Raw genomic sequence first — 23,053 nt, forward strand, 5'->3', positions numbered from 1 at the left:
GGTGGCAGGCATGTTCCGCGCGGTGCCGTTCCCCGGACGCGGCGGCATCCGTCCGTTCACGACGAGGATCGAGCCCAACCCGGTGAGCGGAGACCCGGCGACGGGGCTCATGGCGCAGGTCTGGGACCCGCTGTGGCTGCTCGGCCGCCAGTGGCAGCTCGGCGAGCTCACCGGCGAGGACACCGGCACGCCGCTCGCGGTGACGGTCGACGCGCAGTTCGATCCGCTCGTGGCGTGGCATCCCGGCCCGTTCGACGGCGCGGAGTCCGGATGGCGGGCGCTGGATCCCGGTGAACTGCTCGAGCCGCTGGTCGAGGACGAGTCCGCGCACCCGCTTCCGCCTCGGGCGGCGGCCGCGGTCGCCTGGGCGCTGCAGGACGCGCTCGCCGAGCTGGGGGAGACGGCCGCCGTCGCGGCGCTCGTCCGGCGCTGCGGGGTCAAGAAGGACGTCAGCCCGGCCGAGGGCGAGCCGGCGGGGGACTGGGCGGGCGTGAACGGCGTGCTCGCCGGCGCGGCGCTGGACGCCGCGCGGGTCGCGGACGCGTTCTCCGGCGGCACGCCAGGGTGGTTCACGGCGGCGCTGCGCCCGGGGGCTGCCCGCCGGCGCGTCGCCATGGCCGCCGTGGCGGAGTGGCTCGCGTGGTACGCCGCCGAGGTCGAGCCGGCGGCGACGCCGTCGAGCTGGATCCCCGGCCGGCTCGAGTACGAGTTCGCCGTCGCGACCACCGGCGCCGTGCTGCACGCGCCCGCGCACGGCGGGGGCGAGATCGGCTGGGCGGCGTTCGATCTCGAGCCCGACCGGGATCCGCCCGACGCCGGGGACGCGGAGGCCGTCCCGCTCACCCGCCACCTGCTGGCATCGCAGCTGACGTTCCCGGGCATGCCGACCTCGCGCTTCTGGGAGTTCGAGGACGCCGACCTCGACCTCGGCCAGGTATGGGCCGACCCGCACGAACTGGCTCGCGTGCTCGTCGTCGAGGCCGCGCTCGTCACCGGCGACGACTGGCTCGTCCTGCCGGTGGACTGCCCGCCGGGAGGGGTGCTGCGGGTGCAGCGCGTGACGTGGCGCGACACCTTCGGCTCGCTGTGGTTCGCCGACGAGCAGCCGTCCCCTGTGCCGCCCGGCGGGTTCGCCGCGCCGTGGCGCATGTACGCCGTCAGCGAGGCCCGCCGCGGAGGGCCGGGCGGTCGCGCCGAGGTCGCCGGGATCCTGGTGCCCCCCGCGCCGGCCAGCACGCTCGGCGGCGCGCCCGTCGAGGACGTGCGGTTCGTGCGCGACGAGACCGCGAACCTGGTGTGGGCGATCGAGCAGACCGTGCCCGCGCCGTCGGGCGATCCCGCGCCCGTCGTGCCGCCGCCCGCGCCGGCGCTCCCGCCCATCGACCCCGGCGACGAGCCCGTCGACCAGGTGCTCGGGTACGAGCTGGTCACGTTCGTGCCCGCGAACTGGTTCCCGTACGTCTCGCGCGTGGGCGAGCGCGGCGTCTACCTGCAGCGGGCCGACCTCGACCGCGGCGACCAGACGGTGCAGCCGGCGGGCGTGCTGCTGTCGGAGGAGCAGCAGCGGATCATCTTCGCCGGCGAAGTCCCGCGGCAGGGGGTGCGGGTGCAGCGGACCCCGCGACTGGCACGCCGCGCCGACGGCTCGTGGGTGCAGTGGACCGCCCGCTCGGTGCGCCCCGCCGCCGGCGAGGGCGAGAGCGGACTGCGCTTCGACCGCACGCGACGCCCCACCGGCTGACGACGAGCCCCGCGACGCGGACGGTGACGGATGCCGCGCGCCGCGGCATCCGCTATTCGTTCAGTCTCCTCGCAAACCGCCGCGCTTACCATTGTCGGCATGTGTGGAATCGTCGGATACGTGGGCCCTCGCCAGAGCCAGGCCGTTCTGATCTCCGGGCTCTCGCGGCTCGAGTACCGCGGCTACGACTCCGCGGGCATCGCCGTCATCGACGGCGACGGGGGCCTGGGCATGCGCAAGCGCGCCGGCAAGCTGAAGGTGCTCCGCGACGACCTCGCCGCGCACCCGCTCGCCGACGGGACGACCGGCATCGGGCACACCCGCTGGGCGACGCACGGCGGCCCCACCGACGGCAACGCCCACCCGCACCTCGCCGACGACGACAAGCTCGCCGTCATCCACAACGGCATCATCGAGAACTTCGCCGAGCTGAAGGACGAGCTGCTCTCCGACGGCTTCACGTTCCGCAGCGAGACCGACACCGAGGTCGCCGCGGTGCTGCTGGGCCGCGAGTACCGCCGCACGCGCGACCTCGTCACCGCCTTCCGCGCCGTGGTCTCGCGCCTGGAGGGCGCCTTCACGCTCCTCGCCATGCACGAGGACCAGCCCGGTCTCGTCGTCGGCGCCCGCCGCAACTCGCCGCTGGTGATCGGCCTCGGTGAGGGCGAGAACTTCCTCGGCTCCGATGTCGCCGCCTTCGTCGAGCACACCCGCAACGCCCTGGCGATCGGCCAGGACCAGATCGTCGCGATCACGCCCGGCGGCGTCGAGGTCACCGACTTCTCGGGCAACCCCGTCGAGGTCGAGCCGTTCGAGGTCACCTGGGATGCCGCCGCCGCCGAGAAGGGCGGCTGGTCGTCGTTCATGGCCAAGGAGGTCTCGGAGGAGCCGGAGGCCGTGGCCAACACGCTGCGCGGCCGCGTGCGCGACGGCGAGGTCGTCATCCCCGAGCTCGACGGCCTCGACGAGCTCTTCCAGGGCATCTCGCGCATCATCGTGATCGCCTGCGGCACCGCGGCGTACGCTGGCCAGGTCGGCAAGTACGCGATCGAGCAGTGGACGCGGATCCCCGTGGACGTCGAGCTCGCCCACGAGTTCCGCTACCGCGACCCGGTGATCGGCGCCGACACCCTGGTGGTCTCGATCTCGCAGTCGGGCGAGACCATGGACACACTGATGGCCGTCAAGTACGCGCGCGAGCGCGGCGCCAAGACGCTGTCGATCTGCAACACCCAGGGCGCGACCATCCCGCGCGAGTCCGACGCGATCGTGTACACGCACGCGGGTCCTGAGGTCGCGGTCGCCTCGACGAAGGCGTTCGTCGCCCAGATCACCGCGCTGTACCTCATGGGTCTGCACATCGGGCGCATCCGCGGTGCGGTCAGCGCCGCCGACGCGCGCGACCACGTGCGCGAGCTCGAGGCGATCCCGGGCAAGATCTCGCAGATCCTCGAGCGCGAGCAGCCGCGCATCGAGCACTTCGCGCACTGGATGGCCGACACCCGCTCGGTGCTGTTCCTCGGACGCCACGTGGGCTACCCGATCGCGCTCGAGGGCGCGCTCAAGCTCAAGGAGCTCGCCTACATCCACGCCGAGGGCTTCGCCGCCGGCGAGCTCAAGCACGGACCCATCGCACTCATCGAGCCCGGCCAGCCGGTGTTCGTCATCGTGCCGTCGCCGCGCCAGTCGGCCGAGATGCACAAGAAGGTCATCTCCTCGATCGAGGAGATCCGGGCGCGCGGCGCCCGGGTCATCGCGATCGCGGAGGAGGGCGATGCCGCCGTGCTGCCCAAGGCCGACGAGGTGCTGCGCATCCCGCTCGCCGGACCCTTCTTCGAGCCGCTCCTCGCGGTCGTGCCGCTGCACATCTTCGCGATGGGCCTCGCCACGGCGAAGGGCCTCGACGTCGACCAGCCCCGCAACCTCGCGAAGTCGGTCACGGTCGAGTAGCGGCATCCGGCCCTCGCGCTCCGGTCCCGGCGTCGTCGCGTCCTGTGGCGTCCTCCCGACCTCACACACCGTCGAGGAACCGCGTACTCGGCGAGATCGCACGCTATCGGCGCCGATGTCGTGGTCGTTCGCCGAGTAACCGCGATGTCGGCGGGTCCCTTCATCCGCCCTCTCGCTGTTCCCCTCGTCGTCGCCTCACCCCGTTCTCCTCACCCCTTCCCCTCACCTCACGCCCTCACCCGGCCGTCGAGTAACCGCGTACTCGGCGAGATCGCACGCTATCGGCGCCGATGTCGTGGTCGTTCGCCGAGTAACCGCGATGTCGGCGGGCAAAGGTCGGCGGGCAAAGGTCGGCGGGGGAGGTGCGGCCGTCGCGGCGCGATAGTCTGGCGGATGCCGCGTCCGCGGCGGCAGGAGGACCACATGATCGTCGGGATCGGCGTCGACCTGGTCGACATCCCGCGGTTCGAGCGGACCATCGAGCGCACCCCCCGGCTCGTCGAGCGCCTCTTCTCGGACGCGGAGCGCGTGCTCAAGCCGCACTCGCTCGCGGCCCGCTACGCCGCCAAGGAAGCGCTCATCAAGGCGCTCGGCGGCTCGGACGGCGTGCACTGGACCGAGATCGAGATCGCGTCCGAGGCATCCGGTCGACCCGTCTTCTCACTCTGCGGCTCGACGGCCGCCGTCATCGCCGAGCGGGGGATCACCGCGCTGCACCTGTCGCTCTCGCACGACGCGGGCCTCGCGACCGCCTATGTCATCGCGGAGTCCGCGCCCGGCGTCGCGTCCGACGACACCGGCACCGACACCGGCACCAGCGACGCCCCCGACACCACAGGGGACCGCGCATGAGCCGCCTGCCTGCCGGCGCCCTGCGCGAGGCGACGGTCGACGTCGGCGCGATCGAGGACAACGTGCGGCACCTCCGCCGGCTCACCGGCTCGGAGATCATCGCGGTGGTGAAGGCCGACGGCTACGGGCACGGCGCCGTGCGATCCGCCAACGCCGCGCTGGCCGGCGGCGCCGCGCGCCTGGGGGTCTCCGACATCACCGAGGCGCTGGCGCTGCGCCGTGTCGGCATCGATGCCCCGATCGTCGCGTGGCTGCACGCGCCGGACGCCGACTTCGCCGAGGCGGCCGCCCTCGGCATCGAGCTCGGCATCTCGAACCTCGGCCAGCTGCAGAAGGCTGCGGCCGCGGCATCCGGCGACCGTCCCGTCGGCGTCCACCTGAAGCTCGAGACCGGCCTCTCGCGCAACGGCATCGCGCCCGACGACTACCGCGTCGTCTTCGCCGAGGCGGCGCGCCTGGAGCGCATCGGCCGCATCCGCGTGATCGCGCTCTTCAGCCACCTCTCCAACGCCTCGGCCGCCGACGACCGTGCGGCGCTGACGGCGTTCGAGGAGGGCGTGGGGGTGGCCGCCTCGCTGGGGCTCGCCCCGCCGCTGCGGCACATCGCCGCGACGCACGCCGCGATCGACCTGCCCGAGTCCCGGCTCGGGTGCGTGCGCATCGGCATCGGGCTGTACGGGCTCTCGCCGTTCGACGACCGCACGTCGGCCGACCTCGGCCTGCGCCCCGCGATGACCCTGCGCGGCGCGGTGGCGGCGGTGCGCCGCGTGCCCGCCGGCAAGGGCGTGTCGTACGGCTACGACTACCGCACCGACCGCGAGACGACGCTCGCGCTGGTCCCGCTCGGCTACGCCGATGGTGTTCCCCGCCAGGCGTCCGGCGCAGGCCCCGTGCTGATCGACGGGCGCCGGTTCACAGTGGCCGGGCGGATCGCGATGGACCAGTTCGTCGTGGACGTCGGCGACCACCCGGTCTCGGTCGGCGACGAGGCCGTGCTCTTCGGCGACCCGACCCTGGGCGCGCCGTCGGCGACGGAATGGGCGGATGCCGCCGGCACGATCAACTACGAGATCGTGACGCGGGTCGGACCCCGCGTGGCACGGCGGCAGGTGTCGGAATGACCGGCGACGACGACATGACCGGGAACGACGACGGCGCCCCCGTTGTTGCACCCGGCGTGAAGGCGACCCAGGGAATCGACGCACTGGCGGGCACCCGCGAGATCACCTCGCCCGAGGCGATGGAGGCGCTCGGCGAGGAGATGGGACGGATGCTGCGCCCCGGCGACATGGTGGTGCTCACCGGCCCCCTCGGGGCGGGCAAGACGACGCTCACGCGCGGCATCGGCCGCGGCCTCGACGTGCGCGGACCCGTCCAGAGCCCGACGTTCGTCCTCGCGCGCACGCATCCCTCGCTCTCCGGCGGCGCTCCGCTGGTGCACGTGGACGCCTACCGACTCGGCTCCGCCGCGGAGCTCGACGACCTCGACATCGACTTCGACGGCTCGGTCGTGATCGTCGAGTGGGGACGGGGACTCGTCGACGGCATCCGGGATCACTGGTGGGACGTCGAGATCGAGCGCGAGTGGCACGGCCGCGGCGTCGACACCGCGTGCGGCACGACCGCCCACGACGCCGAGCTCGACGCCGACAGCCCGCGGCGGGTGTCGATCGCCCGGCGCCCGTAGCCGACGCCCGAGGACGGCCGACTACCCTGGAAGGGTGATTCTGAGCATCGACACCTCGCTCGGCTCCGCCGTGGCGGTGGTCGAGCTCGACGGCGTCATCCGCTCGGAGGTGCAGAGCCCCGACCCGCGCGGTCATGCCGAGGTCATCGGCACGCTCATCGAGCGGGCGCTGGCGGAGGCATCCGTCGATCCCTCCCGGATCACGCACGTCGCCGCGGGCATGGGGCCGGGGCCCTTCACCGGCCTTCGCGTGGGCATCGCCGCCGCGCGCACGTTCGCGCTCGGCCGCGGCGTGCCGGTCGTGCCCGTGCCCAGCCACGACGCCGTCGCGCTCGAGCTGCTGCTGCACACCGCGCTCACCACGGACTGGGGGTACGCCACCGGCGCCGAGGACGCCGACGCCGGCACATTCGCGGTGGTGACCGACGCCCGCCGGCGCGAGTTCGCCTACACCGTGTACCGCGGCATCGACGACGACGGCCTGCCGATCCGCACCGCCGAGCCCGCACTCGCCCCGCGCGACGATCTCGACGGCGTGCTCGCCGGCCTGGGCGCCGCGCGGCGCGACGCCGATCGCATCCCCGCCGCCATGCTCGCGCTCGCGGCGGCCCGCGCCCTCGCCGCCGGGCGCAGCCTCGCGTCCGCCGACGCGCTGTACCTGCGCTCGCCCGACGTGACGCCCTCGCTCGCGCCCAAGCGGGTGATCGCGTGACCCTCCGCGCCGCCACGGGCGACGACCTCGCCGCCATCATGGCGCTCGAGCGCGCCTCGTTCCCCACCGACGCGTGGTCGGAGGCGATGATGCGCGAGGAGCTCGCGTCGCCGCACGGCTGGTACGTTGTGGACGAGGAGGCCGGCCGGCTGCTCGGCTACGCCGGCCTGCGGGCGGTGAAGAGCGCGAAGGATGCCGACGTCCAGACCATCGCGATCGCCGAGGCGTCGCGGGGCCGTGGTCGCGGCCGGGCCCTTCTTCGGGCCCTCCTCGATGAGGCCCGCCGACGCGGCGTGGTCGAGGTGTTCCTCGAGGTCCGCGCCGACAACCCGGTCGCCCAGGCGCTGTACGCCTCGGAGGGCTTCCTCGAGATCGGACGCAAGCCCCGCTACTACCAGCCCGACGACGTCGACGCCGTGGTGATGAAGCTCGACCTGCGCGGCTGGGCCGCGGCGCGGCATCCGTCCGCTCCGGCTGAGTCCGCGATCCGGACTTCGGACGATCGCACGCTTTCCGGAGCGGATCGCCCCCAGGATCCGGAAAACGGCGGGACCTCCGAATTCCGGAGCGGCGGGGCCTGGGAGGGGGGAGTGTGCACGTGAGCGCATCGACGTTCCCGGCCGAGCCGCTCGTGCTCGGAATCGAGACGAGCTGCGACGAGACGGGCATCGGGATCGTCCGCGGGCGCACGCTGCTGTCGAACACGATCGCCAGCTCCATGGACGAGCACTCCCGCTACGGCGGCGTCGTTCCCGAGGTCGCGGCGCGCGCGCACCTGGAGGCGCTGCAGCCGGCGATCGAGGCGGCGCTCGCCGAGTCCGGCGTGGCCCTGGCCGACCTGGACGCCGTCGCGGTGACGAGCGGGCCGGGACTTGCCGGCGCCCTCATGGTCGGCGTCGGTGCGGCCAAGGCGCTCGCGGTGTCGCTGGACAAGCCGCTCTACGCCGTCAACCACCTCGTCGGCCACATCGCCGCCGACATCCTGGATTCCGAGGCGCCGCCGCTCGAGTACCCCACCGTCGCGCTGCTCGTGAGCGGAGGCCACACCTCGCTCCTCCTCGTCCGCGACCTCACGAGCGACGTCGAGCTGCTCGGCGAGACGATGGACGACGCCGCCGGCGAGGCGTTCGACAAGGTCGCGCGGCTGCTCGGGCTGCCCTATCCGGGAGGTCCCGAGATCGACCGCGCCGCGGCATCCGGCGACCCGCACGCGATCACGTTCCCCCGCGGGCTGTCTCGGGCGTCCGACATGGCGCACCACCGCTACGACTTCTCGTTCTCGGGGCTGAAGACCGCGGTCGCCCGGTGGGTGGAGCAGCGCCGTGCCGCGGGCGAGGAGGTGCCGGTCGCCGACGTCGCGGCGAGCTTCCGCGAGGCCGTCGTCGACGTGCTCGTCACGAAGGCGCTGGCGGCGTGCCGCGACCACGGCGTGCCCCGCCTGCTGCTCGGCGGCGGCGTGATCGCCAACCGCCGCCTGCGTGACGTCGCCCTCGAGCGGGCGGCCGCCGAGGGCGTGACGGTGCGGATCCCGCCGCTGTCGCTGTGCACCGACAACGGCGCCATGATCGCGGCGCTGACGTCGGAGCTCATCATGGCGGGCCGCCCGCCGTCGACCCTCGAGTTCGGCGCCGACTCCACCCTGCCGGTCACCGACATCCAGGTCGCGGAGCGGGCATGACAGGCGACGAGCGGATGCCGCCTCCCGCCGCGCCGGAATCCCCGGCGCGTCCCGCCGACGGCCGGGTCGTCGGTGGCGGTGCCGAGGCGGCGGCCGCGGCCGGCGGGATGACGACTGAGGCGCCGGCCGGGACCGGCGGGGCGACGGTGGAGGCGCCGTCGCCGGACGTCGAGCTCGCGCAGGAGGCGTCCCCTCTTCCCGGTGAGCATCGCGGCGGGTTCTCGCGCCTTCCGACGGCGCCCGTCCCGGTGACCGTCGAGACGGCGCCCGCCGAGCCGGGCGGCGAATTCTCGGCCGACGCCGGCGACTGGGTGGCTCCCGACGACGACGCGTTCAGCCGCGGGCTCGCCGGGTGGGCGCTCGCCTTCGGCATCATCGGGCTGATCGTGTCGCTGTTCGTCGGCTGGGGTTTCCCCATCGGCCTGGTCGCCGTCGTCTCGGCGATCATCGCGCTGCGCCGCCCGCTCGAGAGCCGGGCGGTCGCGGTGTGGGCGATCGCGCTCGGCACGGTCTCGATCCTCTACAGCGCGGGGTGGCTGCTCTTCGCCGCGATGCGGGCCAACCTCTTCGGCTGACGGCAGGGTCCGACGGAATCGGCCGCTGACTCGGCCAGGCCCCGACCGGGCGGCCCGGCTGGGTCAGACGCGGTCGGCGAGGATCGCGGTCCGGCGGGTGCCGATCCGCGTCAGGATCAGCGTCGCCGCCTCGCCGCCGCGCAGCTTCAGCCGTGTCCGCAACGTCGCCGGGTCGACGTCGACGCCCCGCTTCTTGATCTCGAGGCGCCCGATGCCGCGCTCCCGCAGCGCCTTCGCGAGGGCTTTCTCATCGGCCGGGAGCGTCTCGCGCACGCGGAAGGTCGACACGAACGGCGACGTCAGGGCGGCGTCCGACGTCAGGTAGGCGATGTGCTCGTCGAGCATGCCCGCCCCCAGCGAGCGCGCGACGTCTCCGATGAGCCGCGCGCGGATCACCGCGCCGTCCGGCTCGTGCAGGTACGCCCCGAGCTCGCGGGCCGGCTCGTCCGAGGCATCCGCCCCGCTGGTCAGCTCGTGGGCCCACTCGCCGCGCATGACCAGCGCCGCGCGCCGAACGCCCGCACGCGCCAGGGCGCCCGACCACAGCACGAGCTCGACCGTGGAGCCGTCCGCGCTCACCCACTGGGCTTCGACGTCGTCGGGGATGGACTTGCGGTCCAGCCCGGGGCCGAGCTTCACGCCGGACGGCATGCGGCGCGCGAGGTCGAACACCCAGTCGAGCGGCGGTGACCAGTCCTCGGGGCGCGTGCGCGCCGTCTCGGTATGCCCGGCGGTGCGACGCGCCGGGTCGAGCCACACCGCGTCGACGCCGGCGAGGTCGGCCGTCTCGGCGGTGCCGTGGCGCACCTCGGCGTCCGCGCCGAACGGAGCGAGGTTGTAGGCGGCGATGCCGGCAGTCACCTCGTCGGCTTCGACGGCCGTGACCCTCAGGCCCAGCCCCGCGAGCCCGAGCGCGTCGCCGCCGATGCCGCACCCGAGGTCGGCGACGTGCGTGAAGCCCGCCTCGCGGAAGCGGGCCGCATGGCGGACCGCGATCGGCAGGCGCGTGGCCTGCTCGAGGCCTGCGCGCGTGAAGAGCATCCGGGCGGCGAGATCGCCGAACTTCGCGGTCGCCCGGGTGCGCAGGCGCGCCTGGCCGACGACCGCCGACACCAGGTCGGGGGAGTGCCCCTCGCGGCGCAGGCGCGTGACCGCGCGGGCGACGTCGTCGGAGGACTCCACCGGCGCCATCGCGTCGAGCAGCCGCAGGCCCTCGGGCGTCAGCAGCGCCTCCAGTTCGGACATCTCCACCCGCCGAGCCTACGGGCTCGAACCCCGGGCGATCCCCGAAGCCCCCGATCGGATCCCCCATCCCGGAGGGGGGAACTGCGGGATACCTCCGGATGTGGGCGGACGCGCCCAGGAAGAGACTCATCCCACACCGCCAACCTGGCTCAGCGAGAAAAGGATTGATCATGGCTGACGACAACACCAACGTGCTGGGTGTTCAGACGAACATCGAAGACGTCCTCTCCAACAACGAGGTCGGGAACACCGACGTCGAGGTCGAGGACAACGTCGTCGGCAACGACGGCAACGTGGTCGGCAACGACACGGACGTCGATGTCGAGGACAACAACGTCAACAGCGCGGTCGGCAACGACGACAACAACGTCAACAGCGCCGTCGGCAACGACATCGCATCCGACAACGAGATCGGCAACACCGACGTCGACATCGAGGACTCGGGCAACGAGACCGACATCGAGGACACCGGCAACGAGGACTCGTACAACGACACCGAGGTCGACATCGAGGACTCGGGCAACGAGACCGAGATCGACGTGGAGGACTCGGGCAACGAGGACTCCTACAACGACACCGAGACCGAGATCGAGGTGGAGGACTCGGGCAACGAGGACTCGTACAACGAGACCGAGGTCGAGATCGAGGACTCCGGCAACGAGGACTCGTACAACGAGACCGAGACGGAGATCGACGTCGACATCACGGACTCGTTCAACGAGACCACGCTGAACGACGATTCCGTCACCGTGGGCGTGCGTCAGTACAACACCGGCGTCGGCGGCGACCTCAACATCGGCGGCGTGCTGGGCGGTGGCGCTGCGGCGGCCGCTGCCGCAGCGGGTGCGGGCGCGCTGCACCTCGAGCTGGACAACCGCGCGACGGTGGTCGACAGCTCGGTCAACCAGAACATCGCCGCGGGCGACGACGTCAACCAGGCGTTCTTCGGCGGCAACGTCGTGAACTCCGGCGACGCCGGTGCCGCCGCCGGCGACGACGCGACCGTCGACAACTCGTGGACCAACACGGAGGTCGGCGACGTCTCGATCGGCAACACGTGGATCGACACGCACATCAAGGACTCGTTCCAGGACAACTCGACCAACGAGTGGAACGAGTTCGAGGTCGAGATCGACGACTCGTTCAACGACTACTCCGACCACACCGAGGTCGAGGTCGAGATCGAGGACTCCTTCAACGAGGAGTTCAACACCGAGGTCGAGAACGACTTCGAGTGGGAGAACAGCGGCAACTTCTTCAGCCCCGGCGGGGACGTCGCAGGCGACAACCTCATCGATCTCTGATCACCGACCACCTTGCCCGGTCGCCTCACCCGGCGGCCGGGCAAGACCGGTGTGCGGGATCGATGGCCCGCCGCCACGGGCGGCGGGCCGATGTCGTAGCGTGGTACCGGGGGAGACGCGTCGAGGGGGACACACGTGTCTGATGCTGTAGCCGTCAGGAGTTCGAGCGCGCAGGATGCCGAGCCCGCGGCGCCGTCCGCGGTGGAACGCGCGACGAGCAAGGCGCTCGTCGCGATCGTCGACAACGTGGGCCGGCTGGCCGCGTCGACGGGACGCGCGGACCTGGCGCGGCGCCTGGACCACACGCACGAACGGCTGCAGGACCCGAACGTGCGGGTCATCGTCGTCGGCGAGTTCAAGCAGGGCAAGAGCAAGCTCATCAACGCGCTCGTCAACGCCCCCGTATGCCCGGTCGACGACGACGTGGCCACCAGCGTGCCGACCTCCGTCGGGTACGCCCCGACCCCCGACGCGTGGGTGACGCTCGCGCCGTCGGACGACGGCGAGCCGCCCGTCCGTCAGCAGATCGCGCTGGAGGACATCGCCCAGTTCGTCTCCGAGAGCGGCAACCCGAGCAACGAGCGCAAGGTGGTCGCCGCCGAGGTCGTGCTCCCCAGGGAGCTTCTCAAGGGCGGACTGCGCCTGGTCGACTCGCCCGGCGTCGGCGGGCTCGACTCGACCAACGCCCTCGCCACCCTCGCCGCACTGTCGTCCGCGCACGCCGTCCTGCTGGTCTCGGACGCGTCGCAGGAGTACACCGAGCCCGAGGTGCAGTTCCTCAAACACGCCATGCGCGTCTCACCGAACGTGGCCGCGGTGCTCGCCAAGACCGACATCTACCCGCAGTGGCGCGACATCGAGCGCATCGACCGCGCGCACCTCGGCGATATCGGCGACGTGCCGATCTTCGCCGTCTCGAGCGATCTGCGCCTCATCGCCGCCGAGGCGCAGGACCGCGAGCTCAACAACGAGTCCGGCTTCCCCGCCCTCGTGGCGCACCTTCGTCAGGACGTCCTCGGCCGCGCCGAGCTCATCCACGCGCGAAGCGCCGTACACGATCTGCTCTCCGTCGTCGAGCAGCTGAAGATGTCGCTCACGTCCGAGCTCGAGGCGATCCTCCACCCGGAGGACACCCCGAGGCTCATCGCGCAGCTCGAGGACGCCCGGACGCGCGCCGATGAGTTCCGCGGCCGCTCCTCGAAGTGGCAGGTCACGTTGAACGACGGCGTCGCCGACCTCATCTCCGACATGGAGCACGACCTGCGCGACCGGCTGCGCAAGGTGCAGCGGGAGGCCGAGGACGCGATCGACGAAGGCGATCCGGGTCCGATCTGGGACCAGATCACGGAGTGGCTCGACCAGCGGGTGTCGGCGGCCGTCTCGGAGACGTTCGTCTGGACCGACGAGCGCTCACGGTGGCTGTCGGAGGAGGTCGCCGAACTGTTCAACGAGGGCGAGGCGGACCTGCCGATCATCGAGGTGGGAGACACCGAGGGCGTCCTGGACCCGGTCGAGGGGATCTCCGACCTCGGTCACCGCCAGATGGGGGCGGCCGAGAAGATCTTCATCGGCGTCCGCGGCTCGTACGGCGGCGTGCTGATGGTGGGCCTGGCGACCGGTCTCATCGGCCTCACGCTCATCAACCCGCTGTCGATCCTGGCCGGCGTGCTCGTGGGCCGCCGCGCGTACCGCGAGGACATGAGCTCGCGGCTGACCAGGCGCAGATTCGAGGCCAAGACGCTCGTCCGGAAGTACCTCGACGAGGTGCAGTTCCAGGTGGGGAAGCAGCTCAAGGACCGCCTGCGCATCGTCCAGCGCGCCGCGCGCGACCACTTCGGCAGCATGGCCGACGAGATCCACCGCTCGCTGTCGGACGCGGTGCTGGCCGCCAAGCAGGCCGCCGGTGCGTACGCGGGCGAGAGCGACAAGCGCGTGAAGGAGCTGCAGGCGCAGGTCCAGCAGCTCGAGGCGCTGCGGGCGAAGATCCCCGCGCTTCCTCCGGCGCGGGCCGTGGAGGCCGCGAAGCGGTGAGCACCTCCACGGCAGCAGACACGGCCGCGCTCGTCCGCGCCGCCTCCGAGCTCTACATCGACGATCCTGCCGCCATGGCGGTGCTCTCCGACCTCGATCGCCGGCTGCGGGAGCCCTTGCGGCTGGCTCTGGCGGGGATGGTGAAGGCGGGGAAGTCCACGCTGCTCAACGCGATGCTGGGCGAGCGTCTCGCTCCGACCGACGCCGGCGAGTGCACCCGTGTGGTGACGTGGTACCGGTACTCGGCGACCCCCACCGTCACCCTCCACCCGCATGAGGGACCGCCGCGGCGGATGCCGATCCATCGCGAGGAGGGCCGTCTCGTCCTCGAGCTCGGCGACATCTCGCCGGAGGACGCGGCGTGGATCGATGTGGGGTGGCCGTCGACGGGCCTGCGCTCGCTCATCCTGATCGACACCCCCGGCATCGCGTCGCTCTCGCGGGACGTCTCGGCGCGATCCACCCGGTTCCTCGTCCCCGACACCGAGCCGTCGTCGGCCGACGCCATCGTCTACCTCATGCGCCATATGCACGCGTCCGATCTGAAGTTCCTGGAGTCGTTCCGCGACACGGCGGCAGGCGCCTCGCGGACGGTCAATGCGGTGGCGGTGCTGTCTCGCGCCGACGAGATCGGGGCGGGCCGCATCGACTCGCTGCTGTCGGCCGGCAAGGTCGCGCAGCGCTACGAGAAGGACGGCGAGCTCGCCTCGCTGTCTCTCGGGGTGGTCCCGGTCGCGGGGCTGCTGGCGGAGAGCGCGCGAACCATGCGGGAAGACGAGTTCAGCGCGTTCCAGGAGCTCGCCGCCCTCGATCGCACGGCGCGCGAGGCGCTGATGGTCTCCGCCGACCGCTTCGTCCGTCCCACGGACTCGACGCGGCTCAGCGAGGAGGAGCGCCGTCGGCTGCTGAGCCGCTTCGGCATCTTCGGCGTGCGTCTTGCCGGCGCCCTCATCCGCGCGGGCGCGACGGATTCGACGCAGCTCTCGGAGCAGCTGGTGCAGCAGAGCGGGCTGAACGAGCTGCAGCAGTTCATCGGGGAGCAGTTCCGCAGCCGTGCGGCGGCGCTGAAGATGCGAGGGGTGCTCGATGCGCTCCAGGCGCTCCTGCGCGACAGCCCTCGTACAGGCACCGAGGCGATCGTCGGGGGAGTGGAGCGGATCTACGCCTCCGCGCACGCGCTGCGGGAGCTGTCGCTCCTCGCCCGTGCGCGATCCTCCCACCTGCCGTTGAGCCGATCCGATGCCGTCGAAGCCGAGCGCATCATCGGCGGCCGGGGCATATCGGCGCCCGCTCGCCTCGGACTGCCGGACTCGGCCACACCGTCGCAGCTGCACGAGACGGCGGTGGAGCTGCTGGTCCGCTGGCGGAGGCTCGGCGCGTCTCCGCTGGCCGAGCGGGCGACCGTGGACGTGGCGCGCCAGGTGATCCGCAGCCTCGAGGAGGTGGCGTCAGAAGTCGCCCTCGCCGCCGGCACGGCGGACGTCGTACTTGCGGGCGGTCCACTGCAGGGCGCCGCGGAACGAGCTGAAGAGGAGCGCGAGCGCCGCTAGCGCCCACTGCGCGAACAGCACCTGGCGCAGCACGGGTCCGTGCTCTCCCGTGGCGAAGAACTCGGACGACAGCAGGAACAGGCCGATCTGCCCCAGCACCGTCGCCAGCTGCCACCACCTCACGTTCGGCTTGCGATTCGTGAAGGACACCAGCAGCACGATCTGGATGAGCAACAGCGAGACCATCACGGCGAACACCGACCAGTAGAGGATGTCGGCCGCCGCCGTGTAGGTCTCTTCGCTGCGGCCCTCCGCGACGCCCTTGACGACCTCGGTGATCAGCGGCACCTGGTCCTCGCGGATCACGAAGAGGTAGACGACCGCGATGCCGCCGGTGAGGAGGCTCAGCACCCACAGGAACTGGCTGAGCCGTACCGTGAAGGGCGGCGGCAGCTTCGTCAGGATGGGCGCGGCGTTCGGGCTCCCGGTAGGCGGACGCTCCGGAGCCTCTCGTCGCGACCGTGATGCGGACGCCGGCGGAACGCCGTCGCGCGGCCCCGCCGGCGGAGCGCCGTCGCGCGACCCCGACGGTCGGGCGGCCGACACCTCGGCGGCGGTCGCCTTCGCCACCGGCACCCGGCCGATGGCGGTGCCCGTCTGCTGCGGCGGGTCCCCGAACGTCGGCGGAGGGGGCTTCGGGCGCGCGCTCGCGCGCCCTGGACCGGCCAGGGCGCGCGAGCGGTCGTCGTCGGCGGGCTCGGACACGTCGGACCTCAGAACTCCTCCTCGGACTCCGGCTCGATGTACGTCTCGTCGATCGAGATCACCGTCGCGTCCTCGGACGCGTAGTTGCCCTCGTTCGACATGTCGACGTCCGTCACCGTCTGCGTCGTCTCGGTGTCGGTGAACGACTCCTCGACGTCCACGTCGACCGCGACGTCGGTGGAGCTGTCGTTCACCGAGTCCTCGATGTCGACCTCGATGTCGTTCTCGGTGTTGGTGGAACCGTCGTTGAACGAGCCGTCGATGGTGGTCGTCGTCTCCTCGTTGCCAATGCTGACGTCGCCCACGGTCGTCGTGTCGTTCGAGTTGTCCACGGCGGCGTCCTCGCCCGCGGCGGCACCGTTGTCACCGCTGTTGACCACGGCCTCCTGGTCGAAGATCTGGTTGACGTCGCCGTCGGCCCAGATGTTCTGGTTGACCGACTGGTCGACGATCGTCGCCCGGTTGTCGATCGCGAAGGACTGGGTGATGTTGGTGATCTCGTTCTCGACGGTCGGCGGCTTCGGCGGGCCGGGAGGGGCGGGCGGGGGGGACGGCTTCACGTAGACGTCGGGACGGTCGACGATGACGGGCGCGACGGCGCGGACGTCGTCGACGCAGGCCTCGCTCAGCCCGTTGCGCGCGAGCGTGCCCTCCGGATCCTCTTCGAACTCCGCCGCGGCCGCTGGGTCGTTGAGCAGGCTGAGGATGAACTCGATCAGGGCATCGGCAATCGTTGCCAGCGGTGTTGTCATGACTCGGCTCCTGTCACTTCGAGGCTCATTGCTGAGGTTAGGTGGTCGTCGCTCCGGGTGAATCGGGGATTCCCCCGAAGCGGAGGTGAGGGTCTACGGGGTTCTGCGGCCGCGTGCGGGGTCGTCATACGTGCCCCTCGGAAGCCGGGTCCGGCTGGCTCAGGGCGACGCGCAGCTTGGCGATCAGATCGGAGCGCGATGTCGCGCCGAGCCGGCGCCGGATGCTGGCGATGTGGTGCTCGGCCGTCCGCGGCGAGATGAAGATCGTCTCCCCGATCTCGGCGTAGGTCTTCCCCTGCACGACCAGGCGCGCGACATCCGTCTCGCGTTCGCTGAGCCCGGGGGCGGCGCTCGGGCGCGCGGTGGCGCTCTGGGCCGCGGCATCCGTCGTCCGCATCTCCTGCGGATGCAGCTCGCGCGCGCACGCGAGCAGCCGGGCCGAGACCTTCCGGTCGTCCGAGCGGTTGGCGCCGTGCCGGGCGAGCCGCGCGGCGTCCCACTTCAGCCCGATGGCGCCGAGCGCCTGGGCGGACGCCTCGACGGCGTCGGCATCCACCGTCCCCGCCAGCACCGAGGTCCACAGCCGTCCCGCACTCGCCATGGTCGCCGCGACGCGACTGCTGGAGGCCGCATCCACGAGCGCGTGGGCATGGGGTCCGAGATAGTCGGGATGGTCGAGCAGGATGCCGCGCTGTATGCCGGCCCACCGCAGATGGGCCGTCCACAGGGGCGGCGACCCCAGCGACTCCACGACCCGAAGGGCCTGGGCGAACAGCGACTGGGTCGCGGTCTCGTCGCCGACGCGTGCGCCGGCGGTCACGAGCTCCGCGACCGGCAGCAGCGTGTAGAGGTCGACGTCGGCCTCCATCAGGCTGTCCCGGCCGCGCCGCCAGGCGACCGCGAGCCCCGCCGCATCCTCGTACCGCCTGGCGAGGCCGACGCGGACGGCCTGCGCCAGCAGGTCGTCCCGCGGCGACGGGGTAGGTGCCAGCGCGAGGGCGGCGTCGAGGGACTCGCGCGCCTTCCCTCCCTGGGCGAGACCGAGTGCGACCGCTGCGCGCCACAGCATCAGCCGGGACAGCATCCACGGCGTTCCCGTGTGACCCTCGATCGCGGCGTCGACGACCGACTCCGCCGTGGCGAGATCCCCCGCGCTGATCGCGGCGACCGCGGCGATCACGGCGGGAAGCTCCGGCATCGGCGCCGACGAGCGCGACGCAGTGTAGAGGTGCGACCCCCGCACGAGATCGGCGAGGGCGGCGCCCGGGTGCGCCGGTTCCAGCGAGGCGCGCAGTCCCCGGCGGACGAGCCCCATCGCGACGGTCAGGGTGGAGGGCGCCCCGACCGGGGCCGGCGGGGCTTCGCCGTCATCGGCGAGCGCCCGGCGGTCGCCGATGCCGATGCGGGCGATGAGCTCTCGAGCGGATGCCTCGGCCGACGTCGGCGGCAGAGCGTCGTAGACGGCGCAGCCGGTCTGGAGCATCCCCCGCATCGACCACGTCGCGGCGGCGACGTCGGCGAGCCGGGCGTCCACGGCGGCGTCGCGGTCGGGGGACGCCATCGCTTCGTCGATCCGCTGGGCGGCGTCGTCGATGTCGCCGGTCGCCCACGCCACCTGGGCGCGTTTGGCGTGGAGGTCGGCGGAGGACGCTCCGGCCTCGGCGGCGGCGCGGTAGAAGTCCCCGGCGCGCACGGGGTCCACGTCGATCAGCTGATCCCCGCGCTCGATCAGCGCCGCGCCGAGACGGGCGTCGCGCACGTCGGAGAGCCAGTCGGGCCCGCTCCGCCCGGCGGGATCGACCCCGCCGGGATGAGCGGTCACGAGCTCGACGATCCGGCGGGCGGGAAGGGTCGCGCAGACGGCGGCGCGCACGATCGGCACGGGCCGCCCGTTGCGCAGGAGCAGGCCGTCGGCGTATGCCTGTGCGATGACACCGTCGGGGTCGCCCGGCAGCTCGGCTGCGGGCGGGGTGTCATCCCCGGCCGCCACGCTGATCGTCTCCACCGCGCGCCGCACCTCCGGGTTCACGACGCCCAGCCGGTGCGCGACGCTCTGCCCGAGCACGCGACCCAGCGCCAGATGGCCGGCGTCGTCGGCGCAGTCGCGATCGTCGTGCGCGGTCAGCGCCGCGGAGACGAGCCAGGAGACGCCGCCGGTCGCCTCGAGGATGTGGTCCAGGCACGGCGCTGAGATCTCGCGGCCGGTGGCGGAGAGGTGGTCGAGCACGTCCGAGCGCGTCACGTGCCCGAGGACGAGCGCGGGCCGGCCGCGCTCCAGGTGGCGCGCGATGTCCGACAGCCGGCTCGAGGTCGGCCACGGCCTGCTCGCTGCCACGAGGGAGCTGTCGGGATCGGCGGCCCGCGCGCTGAGGCCGTCGAGCTGTGCCGACGGCAGCAGATGCAGGTCGTCGACGAGGAGCACGCTCCCGGCGGGGACGCGCGTCACGTCGGTGTCGGGACCGAGCACGTGCAGCGGCACATCGCTGCCGGCGAGGTAGCGCTGCGCACCCCGGAGGATCGTCGTCTTGCCCGATCCGGCGTTGCCCGAGATGAGCATCCGGGTCGGGGTCTCGCGCTCGGTGAGCACATCGATGAGAGGCTGCGCGTGGCGCGCACCCGTGAAGTCGGCGGCGTCGAAGTACGACGCCATGACGGCGGTCGGCGTTGACATCGGATCCCCAGGCGGTCCGGCGGCGTCAGGAGACGGTCTCGGGGGCAGGGGAGGGATCCGGTGCCGGCTGCACCTCGGTGGGCGCCGGCTCCGGTGCCGGGTCGGCCGGTGGCGACGTCGGCTCCGGCTCCGGCTCGGGCTGGGGGACCGGCTCGGGCTCCGGCTCCGGCGTCGGCTCCGGCTGCGTCGTCGGCTCGGGTTCCGGCTGCGTCGCCGGCCCCGGCTCGGGCTCCGGTTGGGTCGTGGGCTCCGGTTGCGTCGTCGGTGCCGGCTGCGTCGTCCCGCCGGTCGTGGGGCCCGGATCGGGCCGCGGGGCGCTGCCGGTCGGAGCCGGGGTCGACGATCCGGCGGCCGGCCGCGTGGACGTGCCTTCCCTCGTCGTCGTCGAGGTCGTGCGGTTCGGCGTCGCCTTCGAGATCGGCGCGCCCTGCCGGCTGTTCTGCTTTCCGGCGCCCGGATCTGCCGCGCCGTCCGACCCGGGGCCCGACTCGGGCGCCGTCTCGACCGCATCGGCGTCGTCCGGCTCCGCGGGATCAGCTGCGTTGTCCTCGGCGGGTGCCGGCGTCGGCTCCCAGCCCGACAGCGAGAGGAAGCCCTCGCTGCCGTTGCCGAGCGTCATCGTGCTGCCGAAGACGATCGCCGCAGCGACGAGGACCGCCGCCGCCGAGACGGCGATGGTGTGCCGGAGGCCGGGTCCCGTCTGCGCGACGACCGGAGAGACCGGCGCCGCCGGTGCTGATGCGTCGACGGCGGCTGAGAGCTCGAGCACCGCGCTCGGTGCGCCCTCGAAGACGACGAGTTCGCCGCGTGCCGTGATCTCGCCGTCTATGGCGCGGATCAGCGCGGTGTGAGCTGCTCCCAGCGCGATGGAGGCCTTCGGATCGGCGTCGATGGCCGTGGGCCGGTCCAGGCGCTCGGAGAGCCGCTGGGTGATCAGCGGGATGCGGGAGGATCCGCCGATGAGCAGCACGGCGTCGAGCTGGGCGGGGTCGATCTCGACCGCGTCGAGCGCCCGCTCGAGCGCGTCGATCGTCCGCGACACGAACGGGTCGATCATGTCCTCGAACTCGGCGCGGGTCAGCCGGACGCTCGAGCGGCCGGCCGCGACCAGCACGGGGACCACGACGTCGGAGTCGAACGACAGCGCCTCTTTGGCGTCCACGCATTCACGGCGAAGCTGCGACAGCGCGACCCGCGCATCGGCGAAGGAGTCGTCGAGCGCCTCGCTGGAGACGTCGGCGGAGCGGAGCACGTGGCGCACCACCGCGTCGTCGAAGTCGGTGCCGCCGAGGTCGCTGAGGCCCACCGGCTCGCCGATGAGCTCGAACGAGGACTCCCTCTTGCGCAGCAGCACGCCGTCGAACGTGCCGCCGCCCAGGTCGTAGACGGCGATGGTCGCTCCGGGCGCGAGCTCGCGCGAGGCCTCGTAGTGGCGTGCCGCGGCCTCGGGCTCGGTCATGTACTCCACGTCGCGGATCCCGACGTCCGCCAGCGCCGCGCTGATCAGACCGAGACGGTGCGGTCCCCAGGTGACCGGATGCGTCAGGATGACGCCCGCCGGCGCGGTGCCCTCCCGCTCGCCGACGATGGCGATGATGTCCGCGACGGTCCGCGCGTAGAGCTCTTCGGCGCGGATCGCCCGATCGCCCACGACCAGCGGGACCTCGTCTCCGATGCTGCGCTTGAACTCGCGGATCAGCCGTTCCGGCTCCGTCACGCCTCGCCGCTCGGCGGCATCGCCGAAGAGGAGGTCGCCCGCCTCGCCGACGAAGACGACGGCCGCGACGCTGTCGCCGCGGCGCCCCAGTGCGAACGGCGCCGATGAGATGCTGCCGTCCCCGGTGATGCGCGCTGTTGCCGCGCCGACCCTGCTGGTCCCGAGATCCACAGCAAGGTAATACTGCTCAGCCATGCGAAAACATGCCCCCACGTTTCGATGTGCGAGCTCCCCCGATCCCGCGTCGAAGCTCTCTTCCCCAAGAGAGGCCCGACAGTCGCCGATGATACGCCGTCATGCGATCGCGTCTCAAGGGATGAGTGGGAAAGCGAAGCGCCCCGGCGTTCCGGTCATCCGTTGGCACTCACGTTGCGTGAGTGCCAGCCGGTTGCCTAGACTGACATCAGCACTCTCAAGGGCAGAGTGCTAACGAGTCTTAGTCTCAAGAAGGAAGAGGTAGACCGTGTCGGTTTCCATCAAGCCGCTCGAGGACCGCATCGTCATCAAGCAGGTCGAGGCCGAGCAGACCACGTCCAGCGGTCTGGTCATCCCCGACACCGCCAAGGAGAAGCCCCAGGAGGGCGAGGTCGTGGCGGTGGGCCCGGGTCGTATCGACGACAACGGCAACCGCATCCCGCTCGACGTCGCCGTCGGCGACCGCGTGATCTACAGCAAGTACGGCGGGACCGAGGTCAAGTTCGGCGGCGACGAGTTCCTCGTCCTGTCGGCCCGCGACGTCCTGGCGGTCGTCGTCCGCTGAGTCCCGCGCGCCGCGCGAACCGAGAGGGTCGGATGCTTCGGCATCCGGCCCTCTCGCCGTGTGCCGGGCTCATCCCCGCGCCGCCCGCGTCGGGCGGGCGTAGGCTGACCCGGTGAGTCACGAGCAGTCCCGCCTCCCCGAACGCGCCGAGGCGGACGGGCTCGACGACTCCACGGCGCTGGACCTCGGGGTCACGACCAGCACCGGCGCCGTCCGCGTCGCCGAGGCGCGGGAGCGCTCGGTGGGCGGGATCTACACGTTCTCGGCGTACCTGCTGTGGGGCTTCCTGCCGCTGTACTTCCTGCTGCTGGCTCCCACCGGGCCGTGGGAGATCGTGGCGTGGCGCATCCTGCTGTCGCTCGCGTTCTGCGCGCTGCTGCTCACGGTGACGCGCACGTGGCCCCGGCTCGTCGCCATCTTCCGGCAGCCGCGGGTCCTCGGGCTGACCGTGATCGCGGGCCTGGTCATCTATGTCAACTGGCAGGTCTTCATCTACGGCGCGCTCACCGGGCACGTCATCGAGACGAGCCTCGGCTACTTCATCAACCCGATCGCCACGGTGCTGCTCGCGGTGCTCGTGCTGCGGGAGCGCCTGCGGCCGACGCAGTGGGTCGCCATCGGCATCGCCGCGGCGGCGGTCACCGTGATCGTCGTCGGCTACGGCGCCTTCCCGTGGATCGCCCTCACCCTCGCGGCGTCGTTCGGCGTGTACGGCCTGGTCAAAAAGAAGGTCGGGCCGTCGGTGGATGCCGTCAGCGGCCTCACCCTCGAGACGCTGTGGCTGACCCCGATCGCGGTGGCGGTCCTCGTGATCGTCGGCGTGACGGAGGGGCTCACGATGGGCGCCGCCGGCTGGCCGCACGCCGTGCTGCTGAGCCTCGCGGGCATCGTCACCGCGATCCCCCTGCTGCTGTTCGCCGCGGGCGCCCGCCGGGTCTCGCTCACGACGATCGGGCTGCTGCAGTTCGTGGCGCCCATCCTGCAGTTCCTCGTGGGGTGGCTGGTGCTCGGGGAGCCGATGCCGCTGGAGCGGTGGATCGGCTTCGGGCTGGTGTGGCTCGCCCTCTCGGTGCTGACGGTCGACTCGATCCTCCACGCCCGGCGCATGCGCGCCGCCGCGTGA

General features: G+C 72.4%; 19 protein-coding genes. 14 read left to right on the forward strand and 5 right to left on the reverse strand.

The window, feature by feature from the left end; all coding sequences use genetic code 11:
* Nucleotide 1: 1 nt before the first annotated feature.
* The 9 genes from ACWGUG_RS05955 (at nucleotide 2) to ACWGUG_RS05995 (ending at nucleotide 9,195) form a co-directional block, all read left to right on the forward strand.
* Nucleotides 2–1,741 carry a hypothetical protein gene (locus tag ACWGUG_RS05955; protein WP_452324116.1) on the forward strand — a complete coding sequence of 580 codons (1,740 nt, stop codon included), beginning with the start codon at nucleotides 2–4 and terminating at the stop codon, nucleotides 1,739–1,741.
* 99 nt (nucleotides 1,742–1,840) lie between these two features.
* Entirely contained in the window at nucleotides 1,841–3,691 is a 1,851-nt protein-coding gene (glmS, locus tag ACWGUG_RS05960; protein ID WP_452324117.1) for a glutamine--fructose-6-phosphate transaminase (isomerizing), read from the forward strand.
* Nucleotides 3,692–4,114: 423 nt separating this feature from the next.
* On the forward strand, nucleotides 4,115–4,543 hold the full coding sequence (locus tag ACWGUG_RS05965) for a holo-ACP synthase (protein ID WP_452324118.1): 429 nt from the start codon (nucleotides 4,115–4,117) through the stop codon (nucleotides 4,541–4,543).
* Entirely contained in the window at nucleotides 4,540–5,664 is a 1,125-nt protein-coding gene (alr, locus tag ACWGUG_RS05970; protein WP_452324119.1) for an alanine racemase, read from the forward strand. Before ACWGUG_RS05965 ends, alr begins: the two co-directional genes overlap by 4 nt.
* Nucleotides 5,665–5,678: 14 nt before the next feature.
* Nucleotides 5,679–6,230 (forward strand): tRNA (adenosine(37)-N6)-threonylcarbamoyltransferase complex ATPase subunit type 1 TsaE, encoded by a 552-nt coding sequence (gene tsaE, locus ACWGUG_RS05975; RefSeq protein ID WP_336398332.1) that lies wholly within the window; start codon nucleotides 5,679–5,681, stop codon nucleotides 6,228–6,230.
* A 34-nt stretch (nucleotides 6,231–6,264) separates the two neighbouring features.
* Entirely contained in the window at nucleotides 6,265–6,942 is a 678-nt protein-coding gene (gene tsaB / locus ACWGUG_RS05980; RefSeq protein ID WP_452324120.1) for a tRNA (adenosine(37)-N6)-threonylcarbamoyltransferase complex dimerization subunit type 1 TsaB, read from the forward strand.
* Entirely contained in the window at nucleotides 6,939–7,544 is a 606-nt protein-coding gene (gene rimI, locus ACWGUG_RS05985) for a ribosomal protein S18-alanine N-acetyltransferase (protein ID WP_378884104.1), read from the forward strand. Before tsaB ends, rimI begins: the two co-directional genes overlap by 4 nt.
* Nucleotides 7,535–8,620, forward strand: coding sequence for a tRNA (adenosine(37)-N6)-threonylcarbamoyltransferase complex transferase subunit TsaD (tsaD, locus tag ACWGUG_RS05990; protein ID WP_452324121.1), 1,086 nt, complete (start codon nucleotides 7,535–7,537; stop codon nucleotides 8,618–8,620). Before rimI ends, tsaD begins: the two co-directional genes overlap by 10 nt.
* Entirely contained in the window at nucleotides 8,617–9,195 is a 579-nt protein-coding gene (locus ACWGUG_RS05995) for a hypothetical protein (protein WP_452324122.1), read from the forward strand. Before tsaD ends, ACWGUG_RS05995 begins: the two co-directional genes overlap by 4 nt.
* 63 nt (nucleotides 9,196–9,258) lie before the next feature.
* Here the strand turns inward: ACWGUG_RS05995 and ACWGUG_RS06000 are convergent, their stop codons facing one another.
* The gene (locus ACWGUG_RS06000) at nucleotides 9,259–10,446 is read right to left on the reverse strand and encodes a THUMP-like domain-containing protein (protein WP_452324123.1); all 1,188 of its coding nucleotides are present in this window, start codon (nucleotides 10,444–10,446) and stop codon (nucleotides 9,259–9,261) included.
* Nucleotides 10,447–10,610: 164 nt separating this feature from the next.
* Here ACWGUG_RS06000 and ACWGUG_RS06005 point away from each other — a divergent pair, with 164 nt between their 5' ends.
* The 3 genes from ACWGUG_RS06005 (at nucleotide 10,611) to ACWGUG_RS06015 (ending at nucleotide 15,325) form a co-directional block, all read left to right on the forward strand.
* Entirely contained in the window at nucleotides 10,611–11,744 is a 1,134-nt protein-coding gene (locus ACWGUG_RS06005; RefSeq protein WP_452324124.1) for a hypothetical protein, read from the forward strand.
* 135 nt (nucleotides 11,745–11,879) lie between these two features.
* Entirely contained in the window at nucleotides 11,880–13,775 is a 1,896-nt protein-coding gene (locus ACWGUG_RS06010; RefSeq protein ID WP_452324125.1) for a dynamin family protein, read from the forward strand.
* Nucleotides 13,772–15,325 carry a dynamin family protein gene (locus tag ACWGUG_RS06015; protein WP_452324126.1) on the forward strand — a complete coding sequence of 518 codons (1,554 nt, stop codon included), beginning with the start codon at nucleotides 13,772–13,774 and terminating at the stop codon, nucleotides 15,323–15,325. The genes ACWGUG_RS06010 and ACWGUG_RS06015 overlap by 4 nt, the downstream gene beginning before the upstream one ends.
* Here ACWGUG_RS06015 and ACWGUG_RS06020 read toward each other — a convergent pair.
* The 4 genes from ACWGUG_RS06020 to ACWGUG_RS06035 all read right to left on the reverse strand — a co-directional run bounded on the left by ACWGUG_RS06020 (nucleotide 15,224) and on the right by ACWGUG_RS06035 (nucleotide 21,365).
* Nucleotides 15,224–16,030, reverse strand: coding sequence for a hypothetical protein (locus ACWGUG_RS06020; RefSeq protein ID WP_452324127.1), 807 nt, complete (start codon nucleotides 16,028–16,030; stop codon nucleotides 15,224–15,226). The two genes, ACWGUG_RS06015 and ACWGUG_RS06020, sit on opposite strands and share 102 nt — an antisense overlap.
* An 8-nt stretch (nucleotides 16,031–16,038) precedes the next feature.
* A complete protein-coding gene (locus tag ACWGUG_RS06025; RefSeq protein WP_452324128.1) occupies nucleotides 16,039–16,782 on the reverse strand; it encodes an IniB N-terminal domain-containing protein in 744 nt (247 codons plus the stop codon).
* 124 nt (nucleotides 16,783–16,906) lie between these two features.
* Nucleotides 16,907–19,453: a LuxR C-terminal-related transcriptional regulator gene (locus ACWGUG_RS06030; RefSeq protein ID WP_452324129.1), complete on the reverse strand. Its 2,547-nt coding sequence runs from the start codon at nucleotides 19,451–19,453 to the stop codon at nucleotides 16,907–16,909.
* 25 nt (nucleotides 19,454–19,478) lie between these two features.
* Nucleotides 19,479–21,365: an Hsp70 family protein gene (locus ACWGUG_RS06035; protein WP_452324130.1), complete on the reverse strand. Its 1,887-nt coding sequence runs from the start codon at nucleotides 21,363–21,365 to the stop codon at nucleotides 19,479–19,481.
* A gap of 268 nt (nucleotides 21,366–21,633) precedes the next feature.
* Between ACWGUG_RS06035 and groES the strand changes: the two genes are divergently transcribed.
* Both groES and rarD read left to right on the forward strand, forming a co-directional pair.
* Nucleotides 21,634–21,930: a co-chaperone GroES gene (groES, locus tag ACWGUG_RS06040; protein WP_045275440.1), complete on the forward strand. Its 297-nt coding sequence runs from the start codon at nucleotides 21,634–21,636 to the stop codon at nucleotides 21,928–21,930.
* Between the two features lie 241 nt (nucleotides 21,931–22,171).
* The gene (gene rarD, locus ACWGUG_RS06045; protein WP_336398333.1) at nucleotides 22,172–23,053 is read left to right on the forward strand and encodes an EamA family transporter RarD; all 882 of its coding nucleotides are present in this window, start codon (nucleotides 22,172–22,174) and stop codon (nucleotides 23,051–23,053) included.

This window comes from Microbacterium sp. NPDC055455, assembly GCF_053619935.1.